The organism is Aureibacillus halotolerans (assembly GCF_004363045.1).
GTDB classification, from domain to species: Bacteria; Bacillota; Bacilli; order Bacillales; family DSM-28697; genus Aureibacillus; species Aureibacillus halotolerans.
Map to the genome: position 1 here is coordinate 157,379 of NZ_SNYJ01000003.1, position 20,715 is coordinate 178,093.

The following is a 20,715-nucleotide window of genomic DNA, read 5'->3' on the forward strand; positions in this document are numbered from 1 at the left end:
AAAAGAGGCAGCAACGTTGGGGCTTTTGTTATACCGGAACTTTCTCAAGGAATATAACTGGGTAAACCAGTAGTTCAATGTTGGGGTTGCTTTTTACCCTAAAGGGCACAAGGGCAACATCGATTCGAAAGGACCTCATTTGGTTTTATTTGCTCCTGGAGTCTCACTTGTGGCTGCTTTTGATTAGTTAAATCTCTTTCCATGCTCAGGCTTGGCTTTTAAAAAATCTTGTTGTGAAATTTACTCATCCCAGCTACTTCAAATCTCCGGTATTTGAGACCGTGACAAAATAAAAACAAACAACTCGGAAACAAACGTCAGCGTAGTCAAAATACGTAGACTCTAGTGGGATCAGCGCGAGCTGAAGATCCCCTCGGAAAGCTTGCTTTCCGAGGAAGCTGAAGCCGTGCCCCACAGAAAGCGAAGTATTTTGACGTAGCGGTCGTGTTTTCTTTGCCGCTAGTTATTTAGAGCATAGAGATCCGCTTCGTTACTAAAAGACAACCTTTTAGTAAATACAGGATTAGGTGCATTGAAAACTTTGAATTTCCTTTATTTCACCTTGCTTTAACTCAAGCACAGCTACTCTTGAAGGTGATTTTTGCACCGCGAAAGTTGTCTCAATTCTATCAAAAAAACTGACCAAACCCCTATTTTCACAGGAGTTGGTCAGCTTGAATTGGTTTATTCATTTATCGGGGCTTCTTCCTCATCTACGCACCTCGTAAAAAAAGCTGCGGTATCTTCATTTGGGAGCACTGTATACTTGTTCGACAGGAGGGCTTTCAGCTCTTGCACTAAACGATGACCCAATCCCTGGTTACGAAATGATGGATTGACGCATATGTGTTGCAGCTCTGCTTCTTGCCTTTCTGGAAGCAAACGGACGCCGACGATGCCGACCATGTCCTCTTCTTCCTTCCAAAGGTAAAGCTGCCATAGCTCATTTTCCTCATATTCGCGAATGGTTGCCATCAGCTTTTTTAAGTCCTTTTCACCAGGCATAAAAGACAACAAGCCCATTGCAATTTTTTCATAGTTTTTTTTGTATTTCACAAACATGAAAATATCCTCCAGTATTTGCAGTTACCCGACTAATATCAAGCCTTTTCTTTAGGCAAGATAGAAAGAAGGTTCGCCATTTCAACAGCGCTTACGGCAGCATCATACCCTTTATTGCCTGCTTTTGTTCCAGCGCGTTCAATGGCCTGCTCAATTGTATCGGTCGTCAGAACGCCGAAAATCACAGGAATCCCTGTTTTTAAAGCGACCGTCGATAGGCCTTTTGCCGTTTCATTACACACATAATCAAAATGTGGAGTGCCGCCGCGAATGACAGCTCCTAGAGCGACAACGCAATCAAACATCTTTGCTTCTGCAAGCTGTTGTGCAACAACTGGCAGTTCGAATGCTCCTGGCACGCGCACCACATGAATGTCGTCTATATCAACTCCATGACGCGTTAATCCACTGATGCATCCTTGCAGCAACTCTTCCGTAATAAACGAATTAAAACGACCAACGACAATAGCTATCTTACGTCCAGTTCCAACTAAATGTCCCTCATATTCCTTCATGTATCTTCTTCCTCCGTTACATGACCACAAGGTAACAGCTTACATCTTACCTTACTTTGCCTTGTGAATCAATTTTTATTATTAAGTTGAATAAATGTCTAAATTCATTTCCAAAACGATTGTAAATCAACGAGACAATTTCACAGTAAATCAACCTGATTATAAATGAAGCAAATGCCCCATTTTTTGCTTTTTTGTTAAAAGATAATTTTCATTTTCTTTTTCAGCTGGGATTTCTAACGGAACTAAGGACCTGACATTAATACCAAAACGTGTTAACTCAGAAGCTTTTTGAGGGTTGTTCGTTAACAGTCGGATGCTACGAACACCTAGATCGTTCAGCATCTGTGCCGCTTCCGCATAAGAACGCATGTCAGCAGGAAAGCCTAGATGTTCATTTGCCTCCACTGTGTCATAGCCTTTTTCCTGTAGCTCATAAGCCCTGAGCTTGTTTAGCAATCCAATTCCTCGGCCTTCCTGACGCAAATAGAGAACCACACCACCCTCTTTTTCGATGGCCATCAAGCTGGCATCCAATTGCGGCCCACAATCACAACGCTTTGAACCAAATACATCCCCTGTTAAACACTCTGAATGAACCCGAACTAGAACGTCTTCAGCATTCTTTACCTCACCCTTTATCATGGCAAGGTGCTCCTTGCCATCCAGTAAGCTTTTATAGCCGATTGCCTCAAAATCACCAACGCTAGTGGGAAGCTGGATACGTGCCTCTGGCTGCACAAGTGCTTCATTTGTTTGTCGGTAGGTTCGCAAGGCTTGAATGGAAAGCATTTTTAGCGAAAAGGTTTCGGCAATGACTATAAGATCTGGCACTCGCGACATTGACCCATCTTCATTCATCACTTCACAAATAACGCCTGCTGGAACGGTCCCCGACAAAATGGCAAGATCAACCGCTGCTTCAGTATGACCTGGACGAACGAGTACGCCACCTTCTTGGGCAATCAAAGGAAACATATGACCAGGTTTTGTGAAATCCTCGGCAACAGACTCATGACTCGCAACCGCTTTAACGGTAGTCGCACGATCAAACGCCGAAATACCAGTTGAATTGGATCGGTGATCGACACTTACGGTAAATGCAGTACGATGATGGTCCGAATTGGTGTCCGTCATCGGCTGAAAATGTAGTCGATTCGCAATCGATTCATGCACCGGCAAGCAGATCAGACCTCGGCCTTCCTTAGCCATAAAATTAATAGTCTCCGGAGTGATGTGGCTGGCAAGTGCAACAAAATCGCCCTCATTTTCACGTGTCTCGTCATCACAAACAATAATTACTTTGCCTTGTTGTAATTCTCTTACCGCCTCTTCAACAGTACAAAACATGCTGGTTCCTCCTACGCTTCTATTTCTACTTCTTTATGTGTTACGGGAAACTGCAGCAATTTTTCGGTATACTTCATCAGCATGTCTGCTTCAATATTGACGCTGTCTCCTCGTTTTTTTCGTCCAAGGACCGTGTACTCCGACGTATGAGGAATGAGTGAGAGCAGAATAGTCGTGTCGTCTGCCCCAAATAAGGTGAGACTAGTGCCGTCAATCGCGACCGATCCTTTTAAGGCCATATACTTTGCCAAATCATCAGGCAAAGCAATCTTGACGTAGGTGGCATTTGATTCTGGAGTCACATCAACAATTGTACCGACACCATCAACGTGTCCACTAACAAAATGACCTCCAAAACGCCCTTTGGCACTCATGGCCCTTTCTAAATTAACATGAGCTCCTGAAACTAGAGCTCCTATCGTTGTCGCTTTTAGGGTCTCAGGCATAACATCAACAGTAAATGACGTGTCCATTATCTCAATGACAGTTAAACAAACACCGTTAACTGAAATGCTGTCTCCTAACTCCGTTTCTGTGAGCACCGTATTCGCAGCGATTGTGAGTGAGCAGCTGTGCGTCTCTTTTGTAAGGTGAAGCACGTGACCAATTTCTTCAATGATGCCTGTAAACAATGGAACTCCTCCTTTTAGGTTAGACCATATTTTAGAATGACTCCAACACGATTTTTAAGTCCTCGCCAATTTGCTCTGTCTGCTTAAAGTGAAGCCTCGTTGTGTTTGCTAACGAATCTATGCCTTTACCACCAAAGCTAGACAAGGCGTTGTCTCCGCCGAGCAGCATTGGAGCTAGATAGGCGACCACACGTTGATAATTACCTGACGTTAAGAAACTTCCGAGGACGCGTGCTCCCCCTTCCACATAAAGCGAAGTGATGCCATATTCATATAGCAAAGGCAACCATACATCAAGCTGATGTGGATCGGTCTTGATCACCCGAATTCCTAACGCTTCCAATGTGTTGACCTTCTCATCTGAGACATCTCTGTTTGTCAGCACCCACGTTGGCGCCATTTGATCTGTGACGATCGTCGCATTTATTGGCAGCTTTAAGTGACTGTCCAAAACAATTCGAGTTGGTGTTTTTGTCCCAACCCCTCTCGTTGTCAGCGCTGGTTGATCGGCTAACACCGTTTGAATGCCAACGAGGATGCCATCGTGGAGAGAGCGTTCCTTCCAGCCGTCACGACGTGCTCGTTCCCCAGTAATCCACTGGCTCTCCCCCATTGCCGTGGCAATCTTGCCATCGAGGCTTGCTGCAAACTTAAGCGTAGTATAAGGTTTTTTTGCAGAGATATGATGCATAAACATTCGATTTAATTGGGTGGCCTCTTTCTCGAGCACCCCTGTTTCCACACTTACTCCAGCCCTCTTAAGCCATGTCACACCTTTCCCAGCTACAAGCGGATTTGAATCCATGCTAGCAATCACAACACGCGCTACACCAGCCTTAATAATCGCTTCACAGCACGGTGGCGTCCGCCCAGTATGGCTGCAAGGCTCAAGCGTCACGTATATGGTTGCGCCGTTCGCATCCTCGCCAGCCATTTGAAGCGCATTGACTTCAGCATGTGCACGACCGGCTCGTAAATGAGCACCCGTTCCTACGATTGAATTGTCTTTAACGACAACACAGCCGACTAGAGGGTTCGGTGACGTCTGCCCTGTCGCCATAGCAGCCATTTGCAACGCAATCGTCATAAAGTGTTCATCGTTCATTGATTTCACCTCAATTCAAATAAAAAAAACGCCTACAAACCTAATCGGTTCGGGGCGTTGGATTTCGCATCGAAAATAAAGCATACACATCCTGTGCGTGCTGTACGAAGCAATAAAAGCGTAGCATAAAGAAGCCTTTCTCAGGCGCTAAACGCTTTTGCATAACCTTCTCCCATCCAGACTTTCACTGTCGGTCCCAGAATTTCACCAGGTCCACCGCAACACACTTACGTGCGTTACGGGTCACGGACTGAGGATACAACTAAATGTCAGATCCATCACCGCCGGTAGGGAATTTCACCCTGCCCCGAAGGTTTATTCAATTGTTTGGTTTGTCCGAATTACTTCGGCATTAGGAACAAAATATAGATAGCTCCCCACAACATTGAGCCAAGGAGAAGCACTAAAAACAAAGTAATGTTTTTCTTACGCATCTCCATCAACAGTCACTGTCGCCATTTTATCGCCGTTTTCCATTGCCAATGCTGCATCAAGACCTTCTGTCACTTGACCAAAAATGGTATGAACCCCATCCAAATGTGGCTGAGCCTCATGCACGATAAAAAACTGACAGCTTCCAGTGTCTTTGCCCGCGTGAGCCATTGAAAGTGCGCCGGGAACATGCTTATGAACATTATTTTCAGCTTCACATGCGATCGTGTAGCCCGCATCTCCTGTGCCTGTACCAAGTGGGCATCCCCCTTGTGATACAAAACCTGGAATAACACGGTGGAACGTCAATCCATCGTAAAAACCTTTTTTAATCAATGATTCAAAGTTTTCGACTGTTTTCGGTGCCTCTTCTGGATAAAGCTCAATCGTAAGTTTTTTACCGTTCTCTAGTGTCATCGTTACTGTTTTTGCCATAAGTATCTCTCCTATCAAATCGTTGTTTCTGTTTTTTTGTAATTGCGCAGTGTGAGGTCAAATTGTGTCAAGTCCTCATAGGTTTCTCTTCGTATGGCAGTAAACGCTTCTCCATTTTCGATAAATACAACAGCTGGACGTGGGTTGCGGTTGTAATGGTTTGCCATTGAATAACCATAGGCTCCTGTGCTCGGAACGGCAAGAATATCGCCAGCACTTGATTGCGGCAATGCCACGTCCCATATGAGCATATCGCCTGTTTCACAGCACTTCCCCGCGATTGACACCGTTTCATCCGCTCCGGCATTTGGTCTCTCTGCAAGAGCTGCATCGTATTTTGCCTGGTAAAGAGCAGGGCGTAAATTATCACTCATGCCCCCATCCACTGACACATACGTTCGAATGCCTGGAATATCCTTTCGACTGCCAAGCGTGTAAAGTGTTGTCGCCGCTTCACCAACGAGCGAGCGTCCTGGTTCAATCCAAACTTCAGGCATTGCAAGCCCACGTTCTAAGACGGCGCTTGAAATATAATCAAGTACCTCACCCAACACGAGACCGATAGGCATTGGTGTATCTTCATCGGTATAGCGAATGCCGAAGCCTCCGCCGATATTCAAAACCTCTGCTTCTTGATTGTACTTTACCTTCCACTCAGAAAGCAAAGCAATCAGCTTTTCAGCAGCGTGAGTAAACCCAGTGGCTTCAAAAATCTGTGATCCGATATGGCAATGCAACCCTTTAAAACACAGTCTAGAGGATGCGTTTACAGCTTCAAATGCTGCATTGGCCTGCCCGCTCTGCAAATCGAAGCCAAACTTGGAATCCTCTTGCCCCGTCAAAATATAATCGTGTGTGTGTGCTTCGATCCCTGGGGTAACACGTAGCAACACGTTCATCGTTGCATTTGCCTCATTGCAAAGCGATTGTAGCCACTGGATTTCAAGATGGTTATCAAGAACCACACAACCAATGTTGGCTTCAATCGCCATTTTCAACTCAGCTTCACTTTTATTATTGCCATGGAAGTGAATTCTTTCAGTCGGAAACCCTGCCAGCAATGCCGTATGCAGCTCACCACCTGAAACGACATCCAAGCTTAACCCTTCTTCTTCTGCAAGCTGCACCATTGCTTTGCAGGAAAAGGCTTTGCTTGCGTAAGCAATTTGGTACGATAGGTTTCTTTTTTGAAATGCATGATGCATTTCTTGAGCCTCATTGCGAATTTTAGCGACATCGTATACAATCACTGGCGTTTGAAATGTATCTGCCAAATCTAAAGCGTCTAAGCCACCGATTGTCAAATGACCTTCTTTGTTCGTCTCATAAATGCGTGCCATTGTGTTCCCCTCTTAACTTCCAACATAGTTCAAAACTTGATAAAACTTTACCACAGCTAGTGTAGAGGTGCAACGCTGTTATTTTCCTGGTTGTGATTTTCGGTTTCTTGGCTTGACGATGCTTGGCCTTGTATTGGCCAATGGAACAGACACACGCATAAGAACATGCCAAAACGCTTTCGCATTAAACGGGAGCAATGGCCAAAGGTAGGGCGTTTGCAACGATGTGATGGAAACAAGAAACAGAACAAAAACGGTGACTGCAATAACAAATCCAGGTACTTGAAAGAAAAATACGGAGATGATAAAGAGAAGCCTGGCCACTTTATTCGCGATGCTAAGCTCATAGCTAGGTGTGGCGAATGATCCAATCGCTGCAACAGCAACATACAAAATAACTTCATTTGTGAATAAACCTACTTCAATGGCGATTTGTCCAATTAAGACCGCTGCAATTAACCCCATCGCGGTTGATAGAGACGTCGGTGTGTGAATGGCAGCCATTCTCATCAAGTCAATCCCAAAATCAGCAAGCAACAGCTGGGCAACAATGGGGATATTTGTTTCTTTGTCTGGCCCGATAAACCCAAGTTGTTCAGCGAGTAGAGAAGGCTCTACTACAAATAAAAACCAGAGCGGGGTTAAAAACAATGCGGCAATCATACCTAAAAAGCGAACCCAGCGATAAAAGGCACCCATCAAAGGAGCTTGACGAAATTCCTCCGCGTGCTGCACATGGTGAAAAAACGTTGTTGGCGTAATGATAACACTAGGAGATGTGTCGACAAAAATGAGCACATGACCTTCTAACAAATGCGATGAAGCCACGTCTGGTCTCTCCGTATATCTGACAAGAGGAAAAGGGTTGTACCCTTGCTTGACAACAAATTCCTCAACAGTTTTATCACTCATCGGCAATCCATCAATATCAATTTTATCAAGCTGCTTGCCAATGAGATCGACGAGCTCTTCATCGGCGACATCTTGTAAATAGACGATACAAATATCGGTTTTTGAGCGTTCACCGACATGAACCATTTTAAATCGAAGACGTTCATCACGAATTCTACGACGGGTTAGTGCCGTATTTTCGATAATGTTTTCTGTATACCCATCCCTTGAGCCACGAACGACCTTTTCCGTATCAGGCTCTTTAGGTGATCTTCCTGGATATTTTCGGACATCAACAATAAAACCTCGATTCTCTCCGTCAATAGCGATAAAGATCAAACCTGACAGGACTTGGTCACACGCTTCATCGTACGTTTTGCACGTCGCCACCTGCTGATGAAGTAAGCGGTTATGGACCACTTCTGCAACATCACTGTCGCTTTTTTCGACTTCGTTTAGATGGACAAGTTCTTCGATGATTTCGGCAATCAATCGTGATTCACAAAGACCAGTCACATAATAGATGTGCACTTGCTTATCCAAAACAAGCAGCCGTCTGACGCCAACGTCAAATGACACATCCATCCCTAAATGATGCTTAAAATAGCTTTCGACTTCTTTAATGTTTGTGCTGATGGGCGTTTTTGTCTTCGTCTTCGTTTCTTTCGCCATAAAGAAAGCCGCTCCTCTCGAGTATCGTACTGATCGCTAGGCACGTAATCGGTGCACCTTTTTTCACATCGTCACGTCCGTCCATTTTGCCGATATCGCCAATGCCGACAATGAGGTTCGTCGGAAGCTTCTGCAAACAATCTACGGTATCGCCATGAATACGCCCAATCTCAATATCCTGGACACCACTTTTATCTATAGAGTGCTGAGTCAATTCCCCATAGCGATCAATAGACACATTGACGAGCGTCCACTCACCGCCACCTTTCCGCGTTTTGGAGGCTACCGCTACGACGCCTAAAAGCTTCACAGAAGGATCAGCCGCAATTTCAAGCATTGCCATCTCGCCCGGACCCGTACCGGTTGATCCACAATCATCAAACATCAAGAACAGCAAATCGCTATTCGATTTCTGAATATCATCCAACAGTTGCTTCCCTGTTCTAAGAGATGGATTGCCTCTGGATTGGAGAAGACATTCAGCATTAAATGTCTTGGCTGCAAAGACGAGGTTCCGCTCTGCATATTCATCACCATCTGTAACAAAAATGACATTTTTCGTCGTCAACCAACTTCTCCTCCTTTACATCAACTAGGGCTCACTTCACGAAAATGATCCAATGAAATAGTGAGCCTAATACTTTTCCAAAGACAATGGCCATCAGCAACCCAATCATTTGTGCTTCAATACCAATTCGCTTTGCGAGGATTGGAAATACATTCAGTACCTCGGTTAACGCAGCTGCAAGCATGCCGATAAACATGCCACAAAATAATCCTACCGGGATCGTTACCCAAATGCCCATGTACAGCGGGATCGATCGAAGACCAATCCATGTGCTACACAAAGCGCCGGAAACAATCGCCCATTCATATTGATGCATTCGGTGACCCGTTTTGGTAAGTTGCATTAAACGTGGAATGATACCTAAAACGCTTAAAAAGGCGACAAACCCTGAACCTACAGCTAGCCCTCCAGCCAGTCCTAAAAAAATTACCAAGAGGTTAGTGAGCATCTTTTTGTTTATCGATTTCTTTATTTTCATGAATCGCAACATACTGATCAAGATCTTGCTGATATTTGAACATCTCGACCTCGAGAGGACTCGGCTCCTCATTGATCCGCTTTTTGAATATGTGGTTAAAGAATAAGATCATGCCAAGGCCTAGTCCAATGGAGTATGGAATTTGAAGCAATAGTGGTTCTTCATTTTCGACTCCAGTTAGCAAATAAAATAACTTCTGATGCACAGCCCCCATGCTGACATCCTCATGGAAATTCATTATGGCCAGTCCAGCGCCAATGAACAATAACAACCACACACCTACAAATAGAAGCGGCGTAAGCCTTTTCTTCTTGTAGTTAACGGTGACAATCGTCTGAGTTGCCCCTAAGGATTGTACAGGAAGGCCAGGGAATCGCTCACGTATACACCGGATTGCTTTGACGACATCGATTACAACAAGATTACGATCCGCTGTTGTCACTTGGTGGATAACGAGTGATTCAAGGTCGCTTGCATATGGTTCTTCTGTGATGATTTGTGCGACATCACGGAGGGACACGACGGCATTCGGCTCTACAACGATATGAGGTCTCATCCGTATGATACTATCTTGGATCATTGAGGCACCTCCTTCATACTCTGTTATAGTATGGAACTTAGAAGGGTAGCTCATGCATAAAATCCCAACGTTTTTGAAACGAACAAAATTCTTGCCTAAGCTAATTTGCACAATGTTTCGTTCAAGCTGGCAACAGATCCTTTTGAGAAGGACGCAGAACTGTACTACCTGTGCAAAAGTGAGCATTTGAGGAGAGCCCTGCAAAACGCATCCAATTTCTGTGAACGGATTAGGGCATAACTTATGTATTCTTATAAAATTCCGAACAATTCAACTGAATCTGTTTTGAGTTTTATTTTTGCTAGTAAGGTATTAACCGCTTCGTCAAAATACTACGCTTGCACCCTAAAGGGTATAAGGTCAACATCGATTCGCGAGTACCTCATCGTGTTTACTTTACCGCCGGGCACGGCTTCAGCTTCCTCGGAAAGCAAAAGCTTTCCGAGGGGATCTTCAGCTCGCGCTGTTCCCGCAGGAGTCTACGTATTTTGACTACGCTACTGTTTCAATTTTTTTGTGAGGCATGCCTTAGCTTGTAAAATGCGTTACAACTCAAAAGCAGCCACTAGCGAGACTTGTACCCTTTAGGGTGAAAGCGAGCGTATCGCAGCTTGTATATAAGCAACTCCAATAATGATTTTCATCTTTTACCCAACTATGTCTAAAACAAAAAAAGCAAATGGCATTAACCCATTTGCTCTTTCATATGTTCAAGAATTTTTTTCTCTAAACGTGACACTTGGACTTGTGAAATGCCCAAACGATGGGCCACCTCTGATTGCGTTTGATCTTTGTAATAGCGCAAATAAATGATCAGTCGTTCACGCTCGTTTAAAGCGCGAATCGTCTCCTCTAGCGCCATTTGATCAAACCATTTATGCTGCGTATCATCGGCGATTTGGTCAAGCAGCGTAATAGGGTCCCCATCGTTTTCATAAACAGTCTCATGAATGGATGACGGGTTCCTACTCGCTTCTTGAGCCATCACGACATCTTCTGTTGAGATTTCCAGAGCTTCGGCGATTTCTGAAATCGTCGGTGAACGACTGAGGGATTTTGTCAATTCGTCTCGTGCTCTACGAATTTTGTTGCCTGTTTCTTTTAAGGATCGGCTTACTTTTACAGTACCGTCATCGCGAATAAAACGCTGAATTTCGCCAATAATCATTGGTACGGCATACGTGGAAAATTTCACGTCATAGCTCAGATCAAATTTATCGACCGATTTCAGTAATCCTATACAACCAATCTGAAACAAATCGTCTTGATCATAGCCACGATTTAGAAATCGTTGCACGACAGACCAGACAAGCCTGATGTTTTTCTGTACAATGTGGTCTCTTGCTTCCTGGTCTCCATCATGGCTTAAACGAATTAAAGCTTTGACTTCTTCGTCTTTTAGAAACGCCGTTTGTTTTTTGACCTCCACATCCATAGGTCCAACTCCTTAGTTGCAGAGTGCTTTTTTCGCTGCAAAATACTTTGTTAGACGAACAACAGTTCCTTGACCTGGTCCAGACTCTACACTGACTTCATCCATGAAGTTTTCCATGATGGTAAATCCCATACCTGATCGTTCAAGCTCTGGCTTTGAGGAATACAATGGCTCCATCGCTTCAGGGATATCACTTATGCCATGACCTTCGTCACGAACGACAATGTCTAACTTCCCTTCCTCAAGCACTGCGGATAACTCAATAAACTTCTCTGCATCATGATCATAGCCATGAATAATTGAATTCGTTACTGCTTCCGATACAACGGTTTTGATTTCTGTGAGTTCATCAAGGGTAGGATTCACATTGGTCAAAAAGGCAGCAACGGCGACACGTGCAAAAGACTCATTTTCACTAACAGCCGAAAACCGAATATGCATTTCATTTCTCATTGTTTAGGCCACCCCCAAGGCTTCTAGACAGACGTTTTCGTTTTCTGCCACCGCAATGATTTTAAACATCCCTGACATTTCAAATAGACGTTGGACGGGCTTCGATATTGCGCAAACATACACTTGCCCTCCAAGTTTTTGAACCTGCTTGTACCTTCCAAGTATGACGCCCAATCCTGAGCTATCCATAAAGGACAGTGCTTCTAAGTTTAAGATCAAATGCTTCGTCCCACTCTCTGCAAACTTAGCGACTAGGGTTTCCCGAAGCGTATCCGCCTCATGATGATCCAGCTCTCCAACGAGTCGTACACAAAGCACATCGTTTTTAACATTCATCTTCACTTCTAAGCTCATAGACGCATGACTGCTCCCTTCAGAATTGAGATATGAGCCTTTTTCGCCAGCGTCTTGAGAAAATCCTTTACAGGTGACAAAGGTTATAAAAATCAGAGTGATTTCTACTCATTCTGACAATTATTGCCCCGAAACAGCGGCGAGGGAACGTTTGAATAACGTCCACCAGCTCGCATCATCAACATCCTCTTGGATGACCAACGTGGTTTTCGAGACGGTCTTGCCATCCTGTTTGACATGAATCTCACCTGCTCTATCTCCTTTCGCTAGCGGAGCGTTGAGAGGGCCATCGAGCTTAATGAATGTCGTTAATGTTGATACATCAGTTCCTTTTGGGGTAAGTATAGACACAGGTGTTTCAGTGACGGCATTGACATGCTTTCGCTGCCCCTTTTCAACGCGTATTGTTCCAACAGCAACGTCTTTCTCATAAAGTTTGTGCGTTTCAAATCGATTAAACGCGTAATCAAACATTTTAACAATTTGGCCGTTTCGCTCCTTAGACGTAGGTGCTCCCATGACAACGGCAATGACGCGCATTCCATTGCGTTTTGCTGTCGCTGTCAAGCAATATTTTGCCTCCGAAGTAAAGCCCGTTTTTAACCCGTCAGCACCGTCATAAAATTTAACGAGTCTGTTCGTGTTGACAAGCCAAAACGGATCATCCGACTGCTGACGAAGATGGTCCTCGTAAGTTCCAGTGTACGTTGTAATGTTTTCATGTTTAAGAAGCTCCCGGGCCATCATGGCCATATCGTGCGCAGTGCTATAATGATCTTTCGCAGGCAGCCCTGTTGGATTCACAAAATGCGTATCGGTTAAACCTAGCGATTTGACCCGCTGATTCATTTTTTCAACGAACGCATCCTCAGTGCCGGCTAAATGTTCAGCTAACGCCATCGACGCGTCATTGCCTGACGCAATCGCCACGCCTTTTAATAGGTCATCCACGGTCATGGATTCGCCAGCTTCTAAAAAGATTTGCGATCCTCCCATTGAGGCAGCGTGTTCACTGGCAGTAACCTTTTCATCAAGAGTGAGCTCGCCTTTTTCCAACGCCTCCATGACAAGCAACATTGTCATAATTTTTGTCATTGAAGCTGGTGGCAGCTTTTCCCTGCTATCTTTCTCATATAACATTTGTCCAGAGGATTGTTCAATGAGCATGGCTGACGAGGCATTTGGTGTTAAGCCAATCTCTTCAGCCTTTACTGAATTCATGGTGATTCCGTTACTCAATGTGAAGATGCAAAGAAGCAATCCAGCCATTTTTAACCGTTTACCCATCCTAAGACCTCCATTCTACTAGCTACCATTGTCTCCAAAGGTTGGCAGCTTATACGCACGAGTGCGTGAATGTACGATTTCTGATGGATGGCTGGATAAGGGATTGAGGTGTAGAAGTAAGGCGTAAAAGAGGCTTCTTAATAAATGAAAAAAACACCTTAAAGTACAAACAGACGGTGATTTCATCTGTCTACCTTAAAGGAGCTTAGTTCTTGTTGCAGCTTATTCACTGATCTATTGAAACAATAACTTCCTTATCCTGGCCACTTAGACTGTTAAATACGACCTTCCACTGTCCGGTCTGTTGATTTTGCTTGACTTCCTCAATGGAGAACGCAACTTCAGATAAATCATACGTTTGCTGTATGGCTTTTCGGGTAGCCTTTGCTTCTGCCTCGTTTTCTTCTTTTAAGACCATTTTCAAAGCAGTGGTCGCAAAAGGAATGCTCGTTAAGACCAGACCATTATTTGTCATCTCAACGACCTGACCAACTTTAAATGATTCGTGCGCAATTGAATCACAGTTGACATTGACCAGCTTGGTTTGTTCGTTAATGGTGTATTTACCTACGATCTCTTTGCTATTTTTAGCAGACACATAGACATTATGGATTGTGCCATTGTCCCTTTCCTTAATAACTGTAAGATACCCTGTCATTGTTTGGTCATTAAGATCCTTTTCGCCAATGATAAAGAAAAGAAACATGGTTGCCAGTACTATTCCAGTCAATAAAATCCATGCTCTCTTGTGCTTGTTCAATGAGTCGCCCTCCCATCAAATTTTTGAGTATTACAGCAGCCACTTAGAAGCATGAGGAATTCAAAGTTGAAACCTGTTCGCACGTTACGTATCTCATTTTAATTGAAATAAATGATTTTTTCGAATATAATCAACTCAACATTCGCACCTTACATTTTGAAGACACGCCTAGATATAGTTGGGTAAATCTGAAATTCAATCCCTACCAAGCTCAGCCAGTTGTAGATGATTTTTGTTTTGCGCAAGTTATCTAAACATATGTCCACTGCTGCATCAACACTGCACTAGGTGATGTAACTTTGCAGAAACGATGCACTTACTTTTCTTATTTGGGTTGCAATACGCTTTAACACGCTTTTCCTCCGTTATACGAGACCCGGACAAATAAAAACAATCTACGCAGAAACAAACATTAGCGTAGTCAACATACGTAGACTCCTGCGGGAACAGCGCGAGCTGAAGATCCCGCAGGAAAGCAAGATTCCGAGGAAGCTGAAGCCGTGCCCGCGGAAAGCGAAGTGTTTTGACGAAGCGGTCGTGATTGAAACATCGATTCGAAAGGACCTCATCGTGTTATCTTTGCCCCTAAAAGGGTATAAGTGCAACATCGACTCGAAAAGACCTCGTTTCTTTGAAGTCAATCAATCTATCTCACCTCACTTCTACTCAAGCATTGCAAACTTTGAAGGTGATTTTTGCAATGCGAAAGCTGGCTAATTAAAATACCCACTTACTAATTCTGCAACAAACTATTAAAAATCGATGCTTACTCTTTTTACGCTATCTAGAAAAAATTTTAGGAGCGATGCGCATGGTCTCATCCGCTTTAGAAAAGACTTCGGCTTTTTCAGTAAAGAAATCCTTAGGTATCGGTAGTTTTTCTCTATTGGTTGCTGCTTTCGCCATGGTATTCAATTTTTATCATCTCAGAAATGGGTCTGTTGGTGAGTATTTGCTAGCTCCCTTAGGTTTTTCTTCTCCTTATATCGAATTGGTTGGTATCGTTTTATTTTGCGTTGCTTGGTACCTAGGTAAAACATATAAAGAGCAACTATTTGCAAAAGCGGGGCTGTTCTTAGCTCGATTCGTTATCGGGATGTATGTCTTCTTTGCAGTTATAGGAATCACGCAACGATTATTTTTCTAGTCACAGAAAAAAAGCTTTCTTCTGCAATCTTTGCCAGAAGGAAGCTTTTTACATGGTTTATGCTGTAACGGTATCAATAATTAAAGGCAGTGTATCCGGGGCAGCTGCTCCCAGTTCAATGCATTCCTGCAAAAGACGTTTCGTATCCTCGCAGCTTGTCCCTTTTCTCACATAGAGCCGGACCCAAGGGGTGTCGGTGCTCACGAAATCGCCGCTTTTTTTCAATAACTTTAACCCAACCGCAGGATCAATTTGACTTGTTTTGTCTGCTCGACCTGCACCTAGCCACATGGCCGCTCGCCCGATTCCTTGCGTATCAAAACGGTGGATGTAACCTTCTTGTTCAGGATACAAATCAATGGTTTCGACGCCTTCATAGAGCGATGAAAAAGACGAAAACAAGGCTCTGTCGGCACCTCGGCTCTCGCTATACGAAATAAATTTCTCCAACGCCTCACCGCTCAGCAGCTTCGCTTTGACTGTTTCGTATGCCTTATCAAACGTGATCGACTCATCTGTACACATGAGCATGCGGGCAACAAGCTGCACACTTAATTCTGTAACGTCCTCAGGACCTTCTCCCTTAAGCGTGTCAATCGCTTCCTCTACCTCGAGCAAATTGCCAATCGTATAGCCAAGAGGCTGATCCATGTTTGTTAACAGAGCGATCGTCTTTCGGCCAAGGGCTTCGCCGATGGACACCATTGTTGAAGCTAACTTCCTCGCTTCGTCAGCAGACTTCATAAACGCTCCTGATCCAACTTTGACATCCAACACGATGCCTTTTGCGCCTGCCGCAATTTTTTTACTCATCACAGAGCTCGCAATTAACGGGAGCGATTCGACCGTTGCGGTGACATCACGTAAGGCATATATTTTTTTGTCAGCTGGCGCCAAGTCCTGAGTCTGCCCGACAACTGCCATGCCATACGTTTTCAGAAGTGTATTAAACTCTTCCTTCGTGGCATCGGTTTTAAAACCCGGGATCGCCTCAAGCTTGTCGATCGTGCCACCGGTATGACCGAGGCCACGACCTGACATTTTCGGAACGATAATGCCACAGCTTGCGGCGAGTGGCGCAACCACAAAAGTTGTTTTATCGCCTACGCCACCCGTCGAATGCTTATCTACGGTTTTATTGCCTAGAGAAGCATAATCCAATGTTTCACCAGAGGTTGCCATCGCATCTGTGAGCGCAGCAACCTCTTCATCTGACATGCCTTCGTAATAAACGGCCATCAGGAAGGCACTCATTTGATAATCTGGAATCGAGTCTTCTGTATAGCCTTTGACAAGCGCTTTTATTTCCTCGCCTGTTAGTGCTTTTCCGTCGCGTTTCCGTTCAATCACGTCTGTCATTCTCATACGAATCGCTCCTTTTTAGCAAGCTCGACAATCGTTGTTAGCAATTGGACGAATTGCGCACTTGCCGCATCAGCTACGGCGACAACCTCTTCATGAGTAAGGGATTCTGTGGCGGTTCCGAGAGCCAGGTCCGTGATACAAGAAATGCCAAGCACACGCATTCCCATATGCCGAGCCACAATCACTTCTGGCACTGTCGACATCCCGACAGCGTCAGCACCAAGCGTACGTAGCATACGTAATTCAGCATGGGAAAGATACGACGGTCCAGATATCGCCGCATACACGCCTTGTTGTAGAGTCACATCAACAGATCCTGCAGCGGTTCGTGCAACTTGTTGCCACTCTTGATCATACGCAGAAGAAAGATCAGGGAATCGCGGACCAAATCGCTCATCGTTTTTCCCGATCAATGGATGATCTCCAGTAAGATTAAGATGATCTGTAATCAGCATAAATTGACCTGGTGAAAAAGATTCGTCCATCCCACCACAGGCGTTGGTCACAATGAGCTCTCGACAACCAAGCTGATGCATGACGCGTATCGGAAACGTAACCTCTGGCATGCTGTAGCCTTCATAATAATGGTACCTTCCTTGCATGATCACCATCGGTACGTCACGATACGTGCCGATAATAAAAGCGCCAGAATGTCCTGCAACTGTAGAAGGTTTGCAACCCGGTACGTCTTCAAATGGAATACGCACAGCTTCCTCTAATCCATCGGCAAATTGACCAAGCCCTGACCCAAGCACACAACCTAACACTGGTTTTAGATTTGTTTTTTGGCGAATAAACGCTACAGCTGCTTCACTATTCTCCCAAATGTTTTCCATCATCACTCTCTCCTTTCGTTTCTAACGCAAGCCAACGGTCTAACCAATCGGCAAAATCCGCTTTCACACGTGAGGACGTCTCCATCACCTCTTCATGAGAAAGAGGCGCATTCGTTATGCCAGACGCCATGTTAGTGATGCAGGAAATACCGAGAACCTTCATACCTAACTGTTGGGCTGTAAGAACCTCTGGCACTGTCGACATTCCAACAGCGTCAGCTCCAAGTGTACGCAACATCTTGACCTCTGCAGGAGTTTCATAGGAGGGACCGCTAACCATGGCATACACACCAGCATGCATCGTTAGATTTGGTACATTCGAAGCGGCCTCCATCGCATTGGTACGCATTTGTGGACAATAGGAGCCCGGCGCAGCAGCCGATGAAAAGGTCATGTTGGCAAGTCCTAAATGCCCATCTAGCACCATAAAATCACCTTCATGAAAATACGTCGACACCCCTCCCGCCGCATTGGTAATGAGGAGCTTTTGAACGCCAAGTTCCTTCATCACGCGGATGGGGAACACCATATCTTCTACTGAATGACCTTCATAATAATGCAAGCGCCCTTGCATCCAGATCACATCTACCCCGTAATGATTCGTCATTTTCAGCTGGCCTTGATGGCCTGCAACAGTTGGTTGTTTAAATCCTGGAATTTGCTCATACCCAATCGATTGTAAAACAGGATAGTTGTCGACGGTATTTCCCATGCCTGATCCGAGAATAAGTCCTATCTTAGGGGAGCCAATATTGTTTGACTCAAGGTACTCTACCGCTGCTGTAAGCTTATCCGTCATTGGACTCACCCAGCTCTCCAAAAAAGCTTGTGCCGTGTTTTCCTTTAGGCACTTGAAAGTTTTCAGAAATGAAAGCACCAAGATCACAAAAGCTTTGTCGTTCTGGGAGTGCTTTGCCCTCTTTCCATCGTGGACTATACAACAGTAATGGTACATTTTCTCTCGTATGATCGGTCCCAGTGGCGGTCGGGTCGTTTCCATGGTCTGCCGTAATAATTAGCACATCGGACTCGTTTAGCGCAGCAGTAATCTCAGGTAAGCGCTTGTCGAACGCCTCTAAGGCCTCCTTATATCCTTTCGGATCGCGTCGGTGGCCATACAACGCATCAAAGTCGACGAGGTTTACAAAAACGAGACCTTGTTCTGGTTCACGCTTTAGAACGGTTAAAAGCTGATCGACACCATCGTCGTTCGATTTCGTTTTAATGCTCTCTGTAATGCCTTCTCCATCGTATATGTCGGCGATCTTCCCAATGCCAATAACGGCAAGAGAATGCTCTTTCAACGTCGTTAACGTCGTTGGTCCATAGGGCTTTAACGCATAATCGCGCCGATTGCTTGTCCGCGTAAATTGACCTGATTTACCTCTATATGGACGTGCTATAATTCTTCCAACAAGGTGGGGAGGTTCTTTCGTCCAAGAACGAATTCTCTCACATATCTCATATAATTCTTCTAACGGAATGACTTCTTCGTGGGCCGCAATCTGAAGCACAGAATCCGCAGACGTATACACGATTAATGAGCCGTCCTTAAGTTGCTGTGGACCAAATTGTTTAATAATCTCCGTGCCCGAGGCTGGCACATTCCCAATGACACGTCTTCCCGATTCTTGTTCAATTCGTTTAATCACTTCCTCGGGAAATCCATCGGGGTACGTTTGAAAAGGCTCGTCTACGACAACACCCATTAGCTCCCAATGCCCTGTCATCGTATCCTTGCCATTGGCAACTGGCTTCATTATCGTATGGAACGCGCTAGGTTCATCGACTTTTGCAACACCGTTAAGCTCTGCTAGATGGCCCAGTCCCATCGCTTCAAGTGCAGGGACATGAAGACCATCTGATGTGACGTCCGCCAAGTGACCAAGCGTATGTGCTCCTAAGTCACCAAATTCTTTGGCATCATCGGCCGCGCCGATACCAACTGAATCTAAAACAACGACAACCGCTCTTTGAAATAATTGGTTCACTTTCGCACCTCCTAAGAGTTCTTTTCAGTATACGCATTTTTGACTATTATTTCATTTGTCAATCGGTTGCTTAAATGCTAAAGACAACAAAAAAACCGGCCGTTTGGCTGGCTTCTTGCGCTTAAGCACGTGGATGGTGCTGAGCATATATGTCTTTGAGACGGACCTTTGATACATGGGTGTAGATTTGTGTCGTTGATATATCTGAATGCCCAAGCATTTCTTGAACCGCTCGCAAGTCAGCTCCGTTTTCCAACAAATGCGTGGCAAAAGAATGTCGCAACGTATGTGGTGTAATGTTCTTTTGAACGCCAGCTTCCTTTGCGCGTTTTTTTAATACTTTCCAAAACCCTTGACGCGTTAGTCTAGTGCCTCGGTGATTAATAAACATAGCATGCTCTGAACTTCCTCTTTTTAACAGTGTGCCACGTTCTTCACGAAGGTACACGTCCAAGGCGTTATTGGCCATTTGACCAAGTGGGATAATTCTCTCTTTGTTTCCCTTCCCTGTGCATTGGACAAATCCCATCGTCATATGTACATCTTCCACATTCAGGTTGGTCAACTCACTAACACGCATGCCTGTCGCGTACAATAGCTCTAGCATTGCTCGATCTCGACGCATGTAGGAGGTCTCACTATTAGGAAATGAAAGCAACGCTTCAATGTCTCGATTTCCAAGGACACTCGGAAGCTTACGGTCAGATTTCGGGGCATCCAAATGGGCAGATGGATCTGTTTGAGTCACCTTGTCTCTTGATAAAAACTTATGAAAAGAACGGATTGACGCAATATTTCTGGCAACGGTCGTTTTTGCGCGTCCCTTGTCATGTAACTCGGCAAGATAGTTTAGAATATGGCCACGTGTGACATCCTCTATTCGTTCCACCCGCTCATGTAAAGTGAGGAACGTCAAATAGTGTTGAATATCTCGTTCATAGGAGGAAACCGTATTCTCGGATAATCCCTTTTCAACGATCACATATTCTAGGAAGGATTCCTTGTGGTGAATCATTGTCTTCCACTC

The 20,715-nt window shown here is 44.7% G+C and carries 22 protein-coding genes and 1 riboswitch; of the genes, 1 reads left to right on the forward strand and 21 read right to left on the reverse strand.

Going from position 1 to position 20,715, the window contains the following annotated elements:
• Positions 1–684: 684 nt before the first annotated feature.
• The 16 genes from EV213_RS05260 to EV213_RS05335 all read right to left on the reverse strand — a co-directional run bounded on the left by EV213_RS05260 (position 685) and on the right by EV213_RS05335 (position 14,349).
• On the reverse strand, positions 685–1,062 hold the full coding sequence (locus tag EV213_RS05260; protein WP_133579450.1) for a GNAT family N-acetyltransferase: 378 nt from the start codon (positions 1,060–1,062) through the stop codon (positions 685–687).
• Positions 1,063–1,100: 38 nt separating this feature from the next.
• A complete protein-coding gene (gene ribH, locus EV213_RS05265; RefSeq protein ID WP_133579451.1) occupies positions 1,101–1,577 on the reverse strand; it encodes a 6,7-dimethyl-8-ribityllumazine synthase in 477 nt (158 codons plus the stop codon).
• 159 nt (positions 1,578–1,736) lie between these two features.
• A complete protein-coding gene (locus tag EV213_RS05270; RefSeq protein ID WP_133579452.1) occupies positions 1,737–2,927 on the reverse strand; it encodes a bifunctional 3,4-dihydroxy-2-butanone-4-phosphate synthase/GTP cyclohydrolase II in 1,191 nt (396 codons plus the stop codon).
• 11 nt (positions 2,928–2,938) lie between these two features.
• A complete protein-coding gene (gene ribE, locus EV213_RS05275; RefSeq protein ID WP_133579453.1) occupies positions 2,939–3,559 on the reverse strand; it encodes a riboflavin synthase in 621 nt (206 codons plus the stop codon).
• A 31-nt stretch (positions 3,560–3,590) separates the two neighbouring features.
• Complete coding sequence (gene ribD, locus EV213_RS05280) at positions 3,591–4,664, reverse strand: bifunctional diaminohydroxyphosphoribosylaminopyrimidine deaminase/5-amino-6-(5-phosphoribosylamino)uracil reductase RibD (RefSeq protein ID WP_133579454.1); 1,074 nt, start codon at positions 4,662–4,664, stop codon at positions 3,591–3,593.
• Positions 4,665–4,824: 160 nt separating this feature from the next.
• Positions 4,825–4,983, reverse strand: a riboswitch (FMN riboswitch).
• A 107-nt stretch (positions 4,984–5,090) separates the two neighbouring features.
• Complete coding sequence (locus EV213_RS05285; RefSeq protein ID WP_133579455.1) at positions 5,091–5,531, reverse strand: peptidylprolyl isomerase; 441 nt, start codon at positions 5,529–5,531, stop codon at positions 5,091–5,093.
• 14 nt (positions 5,532–5,545) lie between these two features.
• Positions 5,546–6,871 carry a diaminopimelate decarboxylase gene (lysA, locus tag EV213_RS05290; RefSeq protein ID WP_133579456.1) on the reverse strand — a complete coding sequence of 442 codons (1,326 nt, stop codon included), beginning with the start codon at positions 6,869–6,871 and terminating at the stop codon, positions 5,546–5,548.
• Between the two features lie 78 nt (positions 6,872–6,949).
• A complete protein-coding gene (locus tag EV213_RS05295; protein ID WP_133579457.1) occupies positions 6,950–8,434 on the reverse strand; it encodes a spore germination protein in 1,485 nt (494 codons plus the stop codon).
• Positions 8,382–9,002 carry a stage V sporulation protein SpoVABEA gene (gene spoVAEA, locus EV213_RS05300; RefSeq protein ID WP_133579458.1) on the reverse strand — a complete coding sequence of 207 codons (621 nt, stop codon included), beginning with the start codon at positions 9,000–9,002 and terminating at the stop codon, positions 8,382–8,384. Before spoVAEA ends, EV213_RS05295 begins: the two co-directional genes overlap by 53 nt.
• Before the next feature lie 31 nt (positions 9,003–9,033).
• Positions 9,034–9,450 (reverse strand): stage V sporulation protein AB, encoded by a 417-nt coding sequence (locus tag EV213_RS05305; RefSeq protein ID WP_133579603.1) that lies wholly within the window; start codon positions 9,448–9,450, stop codon positions 9,034–9,036.
• Positions 9,440–10,060, reverse strand: coding sequence for a stage V sporulation protein AA (locus tag EV213_RS05310; RefSeq protein ID WP_133579459.1), 621 nt, complete (start codon positions 10,058–10,060; stop codon positions 9,440–9,442). Before EV213_RS05310 ends, EV213_RS05305 begins: the two co-directional genes overlap by 11 nt.
• 685 nt (positions 10,061–10,745) lie before the next feature.
• Positions 10,746–11,495: an RNA polymerase sporulation sigma factor SigF gene (gene sigF / locus EV213_RS05315; protein WP_133579460.1), complete on the reverse strand. Its 750-nt coding sequence runs from the start codon at positions 11,493–11,495 to the stop codon at positions 10,746–10,748.
• Positions 11,496–11,507: 12 nt separating this feature from the next.
• A complete protein-coding gene (spoIIAB, locus tag EV213_RS05320; RefSeq protein WP_133579461.1) occupies positions 11,508–11,948 on the reverse strand; it encodes an anti-sigma F factor in 441 nt (146 codons plus the stop codon).
• Between the two features lie 3 nt (positions 11,949–11,951).
• Positions 11,952–12,302 (reverse strand): anti-sigma F factor antagonist, encoded by a 351-nt coding sequence (spoIIAA, locus tag EV213_RS05325; RefSeq protein WP_133579462.1) that lies wholly within the window; start codon positions 12,300–12,302, stop codon positions 11,952–11,954.
• A 120-nt stretch (positions 12,303–12,422) separates the two neighbouring features.
• Positions 12,423–13,589, reverse strand: coding sequence for a D-alanyl-D-alanine carboxypeptidase family protein (locus EV213_RS05330; RefSeq protein WP_133579463.1), 1,167 nt, complete (start codon positions 13,587–13,589; stop codon positions 12,423–12,425).
• 226 nt (positions 13,590–13,815) lie between these two features.
• The gene (locus tag EV213_RS05335; protein WP_133579464.1) at positions 13,816–14,349 is read right to left on the reverse strand and encodes a hypothetical protein; all 534 of its coding nucleotides are present in this window, start codon (positions 14,347–14,349) and stop codon (positions 13,816–13,818) included.
• A gap of 811 nt (positions 14,350–15,160) precedes the next feature.
• Between EV213_RS05335 and EV213_RS05340 the strand changes: the two genes are divergently transcribed.
• Positions 15,161–15,496: a hypothetical protein gene (locus EV213_RS05340; RefSeq protein WP_133579465.1), complete on the forward strand. Its 336-nt coding sequence runs from the start codon at positions 15,161–15,163 to the stop codon at positions 15,494–15,496.
• A gap of 57 nt (positions 15,497–15,553) precedes the next feature.
• Here the strand turns inward: EV213_RS05340 and EV213_RS05345 are convergent, their stop codons facing one another.
• From EV213_RS05345 to xerD, 5 genes are all read right to left on the reverse strand, one after another.
• Positions 15,554–16,861: a thymidine phosphorylase gene (locus EV213_RS05345; RefSeq protein WP_166639165.1), complete on the reverse strand. Its 1,308-nt coding sequence runs from the start codon at positions 16,859–16,861 to the stop codon at positions 15,554–15,556.
• Positions 16,858–17,697 carry a purine-nucleoside phosphorylase gene (locus tag EV213_RS05350; protein ID WP_133579466.1) on the reverse strand — a complete coding sequence of 280 codons (840 nt, stop codon included), beginning with the start codon at positions 17,695–17,697 and terminating at the stop codon, positions 16,858–16,860. Before EV213_RS05350 ends, EV213_RS05345 begins: the two co-directional genes overlap by 4 nt.
• On the reverse strand, positions 17,675–18,496 hold the full coding sequence (locus EV213_RS05355) for a purine-nucleoside phosphorylase (protein WP_133579467.1): 822 nt from the start codon (positions 18,494–18,496) through the stop codon (positions 17,675–17,677). The genes EV213_RS05350 and EV213_RS05355 overlap by 23 nt, the downstream gene beginning before the upstream one ends.
• The gene (locus EV213_RS05360) at positions 18,486–19,688 is read right to left on the reverse strand and encodes a phosphopentomutase (RefSeq protein ID WP_133579468.1); all 1,203 of its coding nucleotides are present in this window, start codon (positions 19,686–19,688) and stop codon (positions 18,486–18,488) included. Before EV213_RS05360 ends, EV213_RS05355 begins: the two co-directional genes overlap by 11 nt.
• 121 nt (positions 19,689–19,809) lie before the next feature.
• Positions 19,810–20,703 carry a site-specific tyrosine recombinase XerD gene (xerD, locus tag EV213_RS05365; protein WP_133579469.1) on the reverse strand — a complete coding sequence of 298 codons (894 nt, stop codon included), beginning with the start codon at positions 20,701–20,703 and terminating at the stop codon, positions 19,810–19,812.
• Positions 20,704–20,715 lie beyond the last annotated feature (12 nt).

What these genes read in the sequence shown, in the direction of transcription:
- EV213_RS05260 (WP_133579450.1), bottom strand. Translation starts at nt 1,062, where the DNA reads ATGTTTGTGAAATACAAAAAAAACTATGAAAAAATTGCAATGGGCTTG.
- ribH (WP_133579451.1), bottom strand. Translation starts at nt 1,577, where the DNA reads ATGAAGGAATATGAGGGACATTTAGTTGGAACTGGACGTAAGATAGCT.
- EV213_RS05270 (WP_133579452.1), bottom strand. Translation starts at nt 2,927, where the DNA reads ATGTTTTGTACTGTTGAAGAGGCGGTAAGAGAATTACAACAAGGCAAA.
- ribD (WP_133579454.1), bottom strand. Translation starts at nt 4,664, where the DNA reads ATGAACGATGAACACTTTATGACGATTGCGTTGCAAATGGCTGCTATG.
- EV213_RS05285 (WP_133579455.1), bottom strand. Translation starts at nt 5,531, where the DNA reads ATGGCAAAAACAGTAACGATGACACTAGAGAACGGTAAAAAACTTACG.
- lysA (WP_133579456.1), bottom strand. Translation starts at nt 6,871, where the DNA reads ATGGCACGCATTTATGAGACGAACAAAGAAGGTCATTTGACAATCGGT.
- EV213_RS05295 (WP_133579457.1), bottom strand. Translation starts at nt 8,434, where the DNA reads ATGGCGAAAGAAACGAAGACGAAGACAAAAACGCCCATCAGCACAAAC.
- EV213_RS05305 (WP_133579603.1), bottom strand. Translation starts at nt 9,450, where the DNA reads ATGCTCACTAACCTCTTGGTAATTTTTTTAGGACTGGCTGGAGGGCTA.
- EV213_RS05310 (WP_133579459.1), bottom strand. Translation starts at nt 10,060, where the DNA reads ATGATCCAAGATAGTATCATACGGATGAGACCTCATATCGTTGTAGAG.
- sigF (WP_133579460.1), bottom strand. Translation starts at nt 11,495, where the DNA reads ATGGATGTGGAGGTCAAAAAACAAACGGCGTTTCTAAAAGACGAAGAA.
- spoIIAB (WP_133579461.1), bottom strand. Translation starts at nt 11,948, where the DNA reads ATGAGAAATGAAATGCATATTCGGTTTTCGGCTGTTAGTGAAAATGAG.
- spoIIAA (WP_133579462.1), bottom strand. Translation starts at nt 12,302, where the DNA reads ATGAGCTTAGAAGTGAAGATGAATGTTAAAAACGATGTGCTTTGTGTA.
- EV213_RS05330 (WP_133579463.1), bottom strand. Translation starts at nt 13,589, where the DNA reads ATGGGTAAACGGTTAAAAATGGCTGGATTGCTTCTTTGCATCTTCACA.
- EV213_RS05340 (WP_133579465.1), top strand. Translation starts at nt 15,161, where the DNA reads ATGGTCTCATCCGCTTTAGAAAAGACTTCGGCTTTTTCAGTAAAGAAA.
- EV213_RS05345 (WP_166639165.1), bottom strand. Translation starts at nt 16,861, where the DNA reads ATGAGAATGACAGACGTGATTGAACGGAAACGCGACGGAAAAGCACTA.
- EV213_RS05350 (WP_133579466.1), bottom strand. Translation starts at nt 17,697, where the DNA reads ATGGAAAACATTTGGGAGAATAGTGAAGCAGCTGTAGCGTTTATTCGC.
- EV213_RS05355 (WP_133579467.1), bottom strand. Translation starts at nt 18,496, where the DNA reads ATGACGGATAAGCTTACAGCAGCGGTAGAGTACCTTGAGTCAAACAAT.
- xerD (WP_133579469.1), bottom strand. Translation starts at nt 20,703, where the DNA reads ATGATTCACCACAAGGAATCCTTCCTAGAATATGTGATCGTTGAAAAG.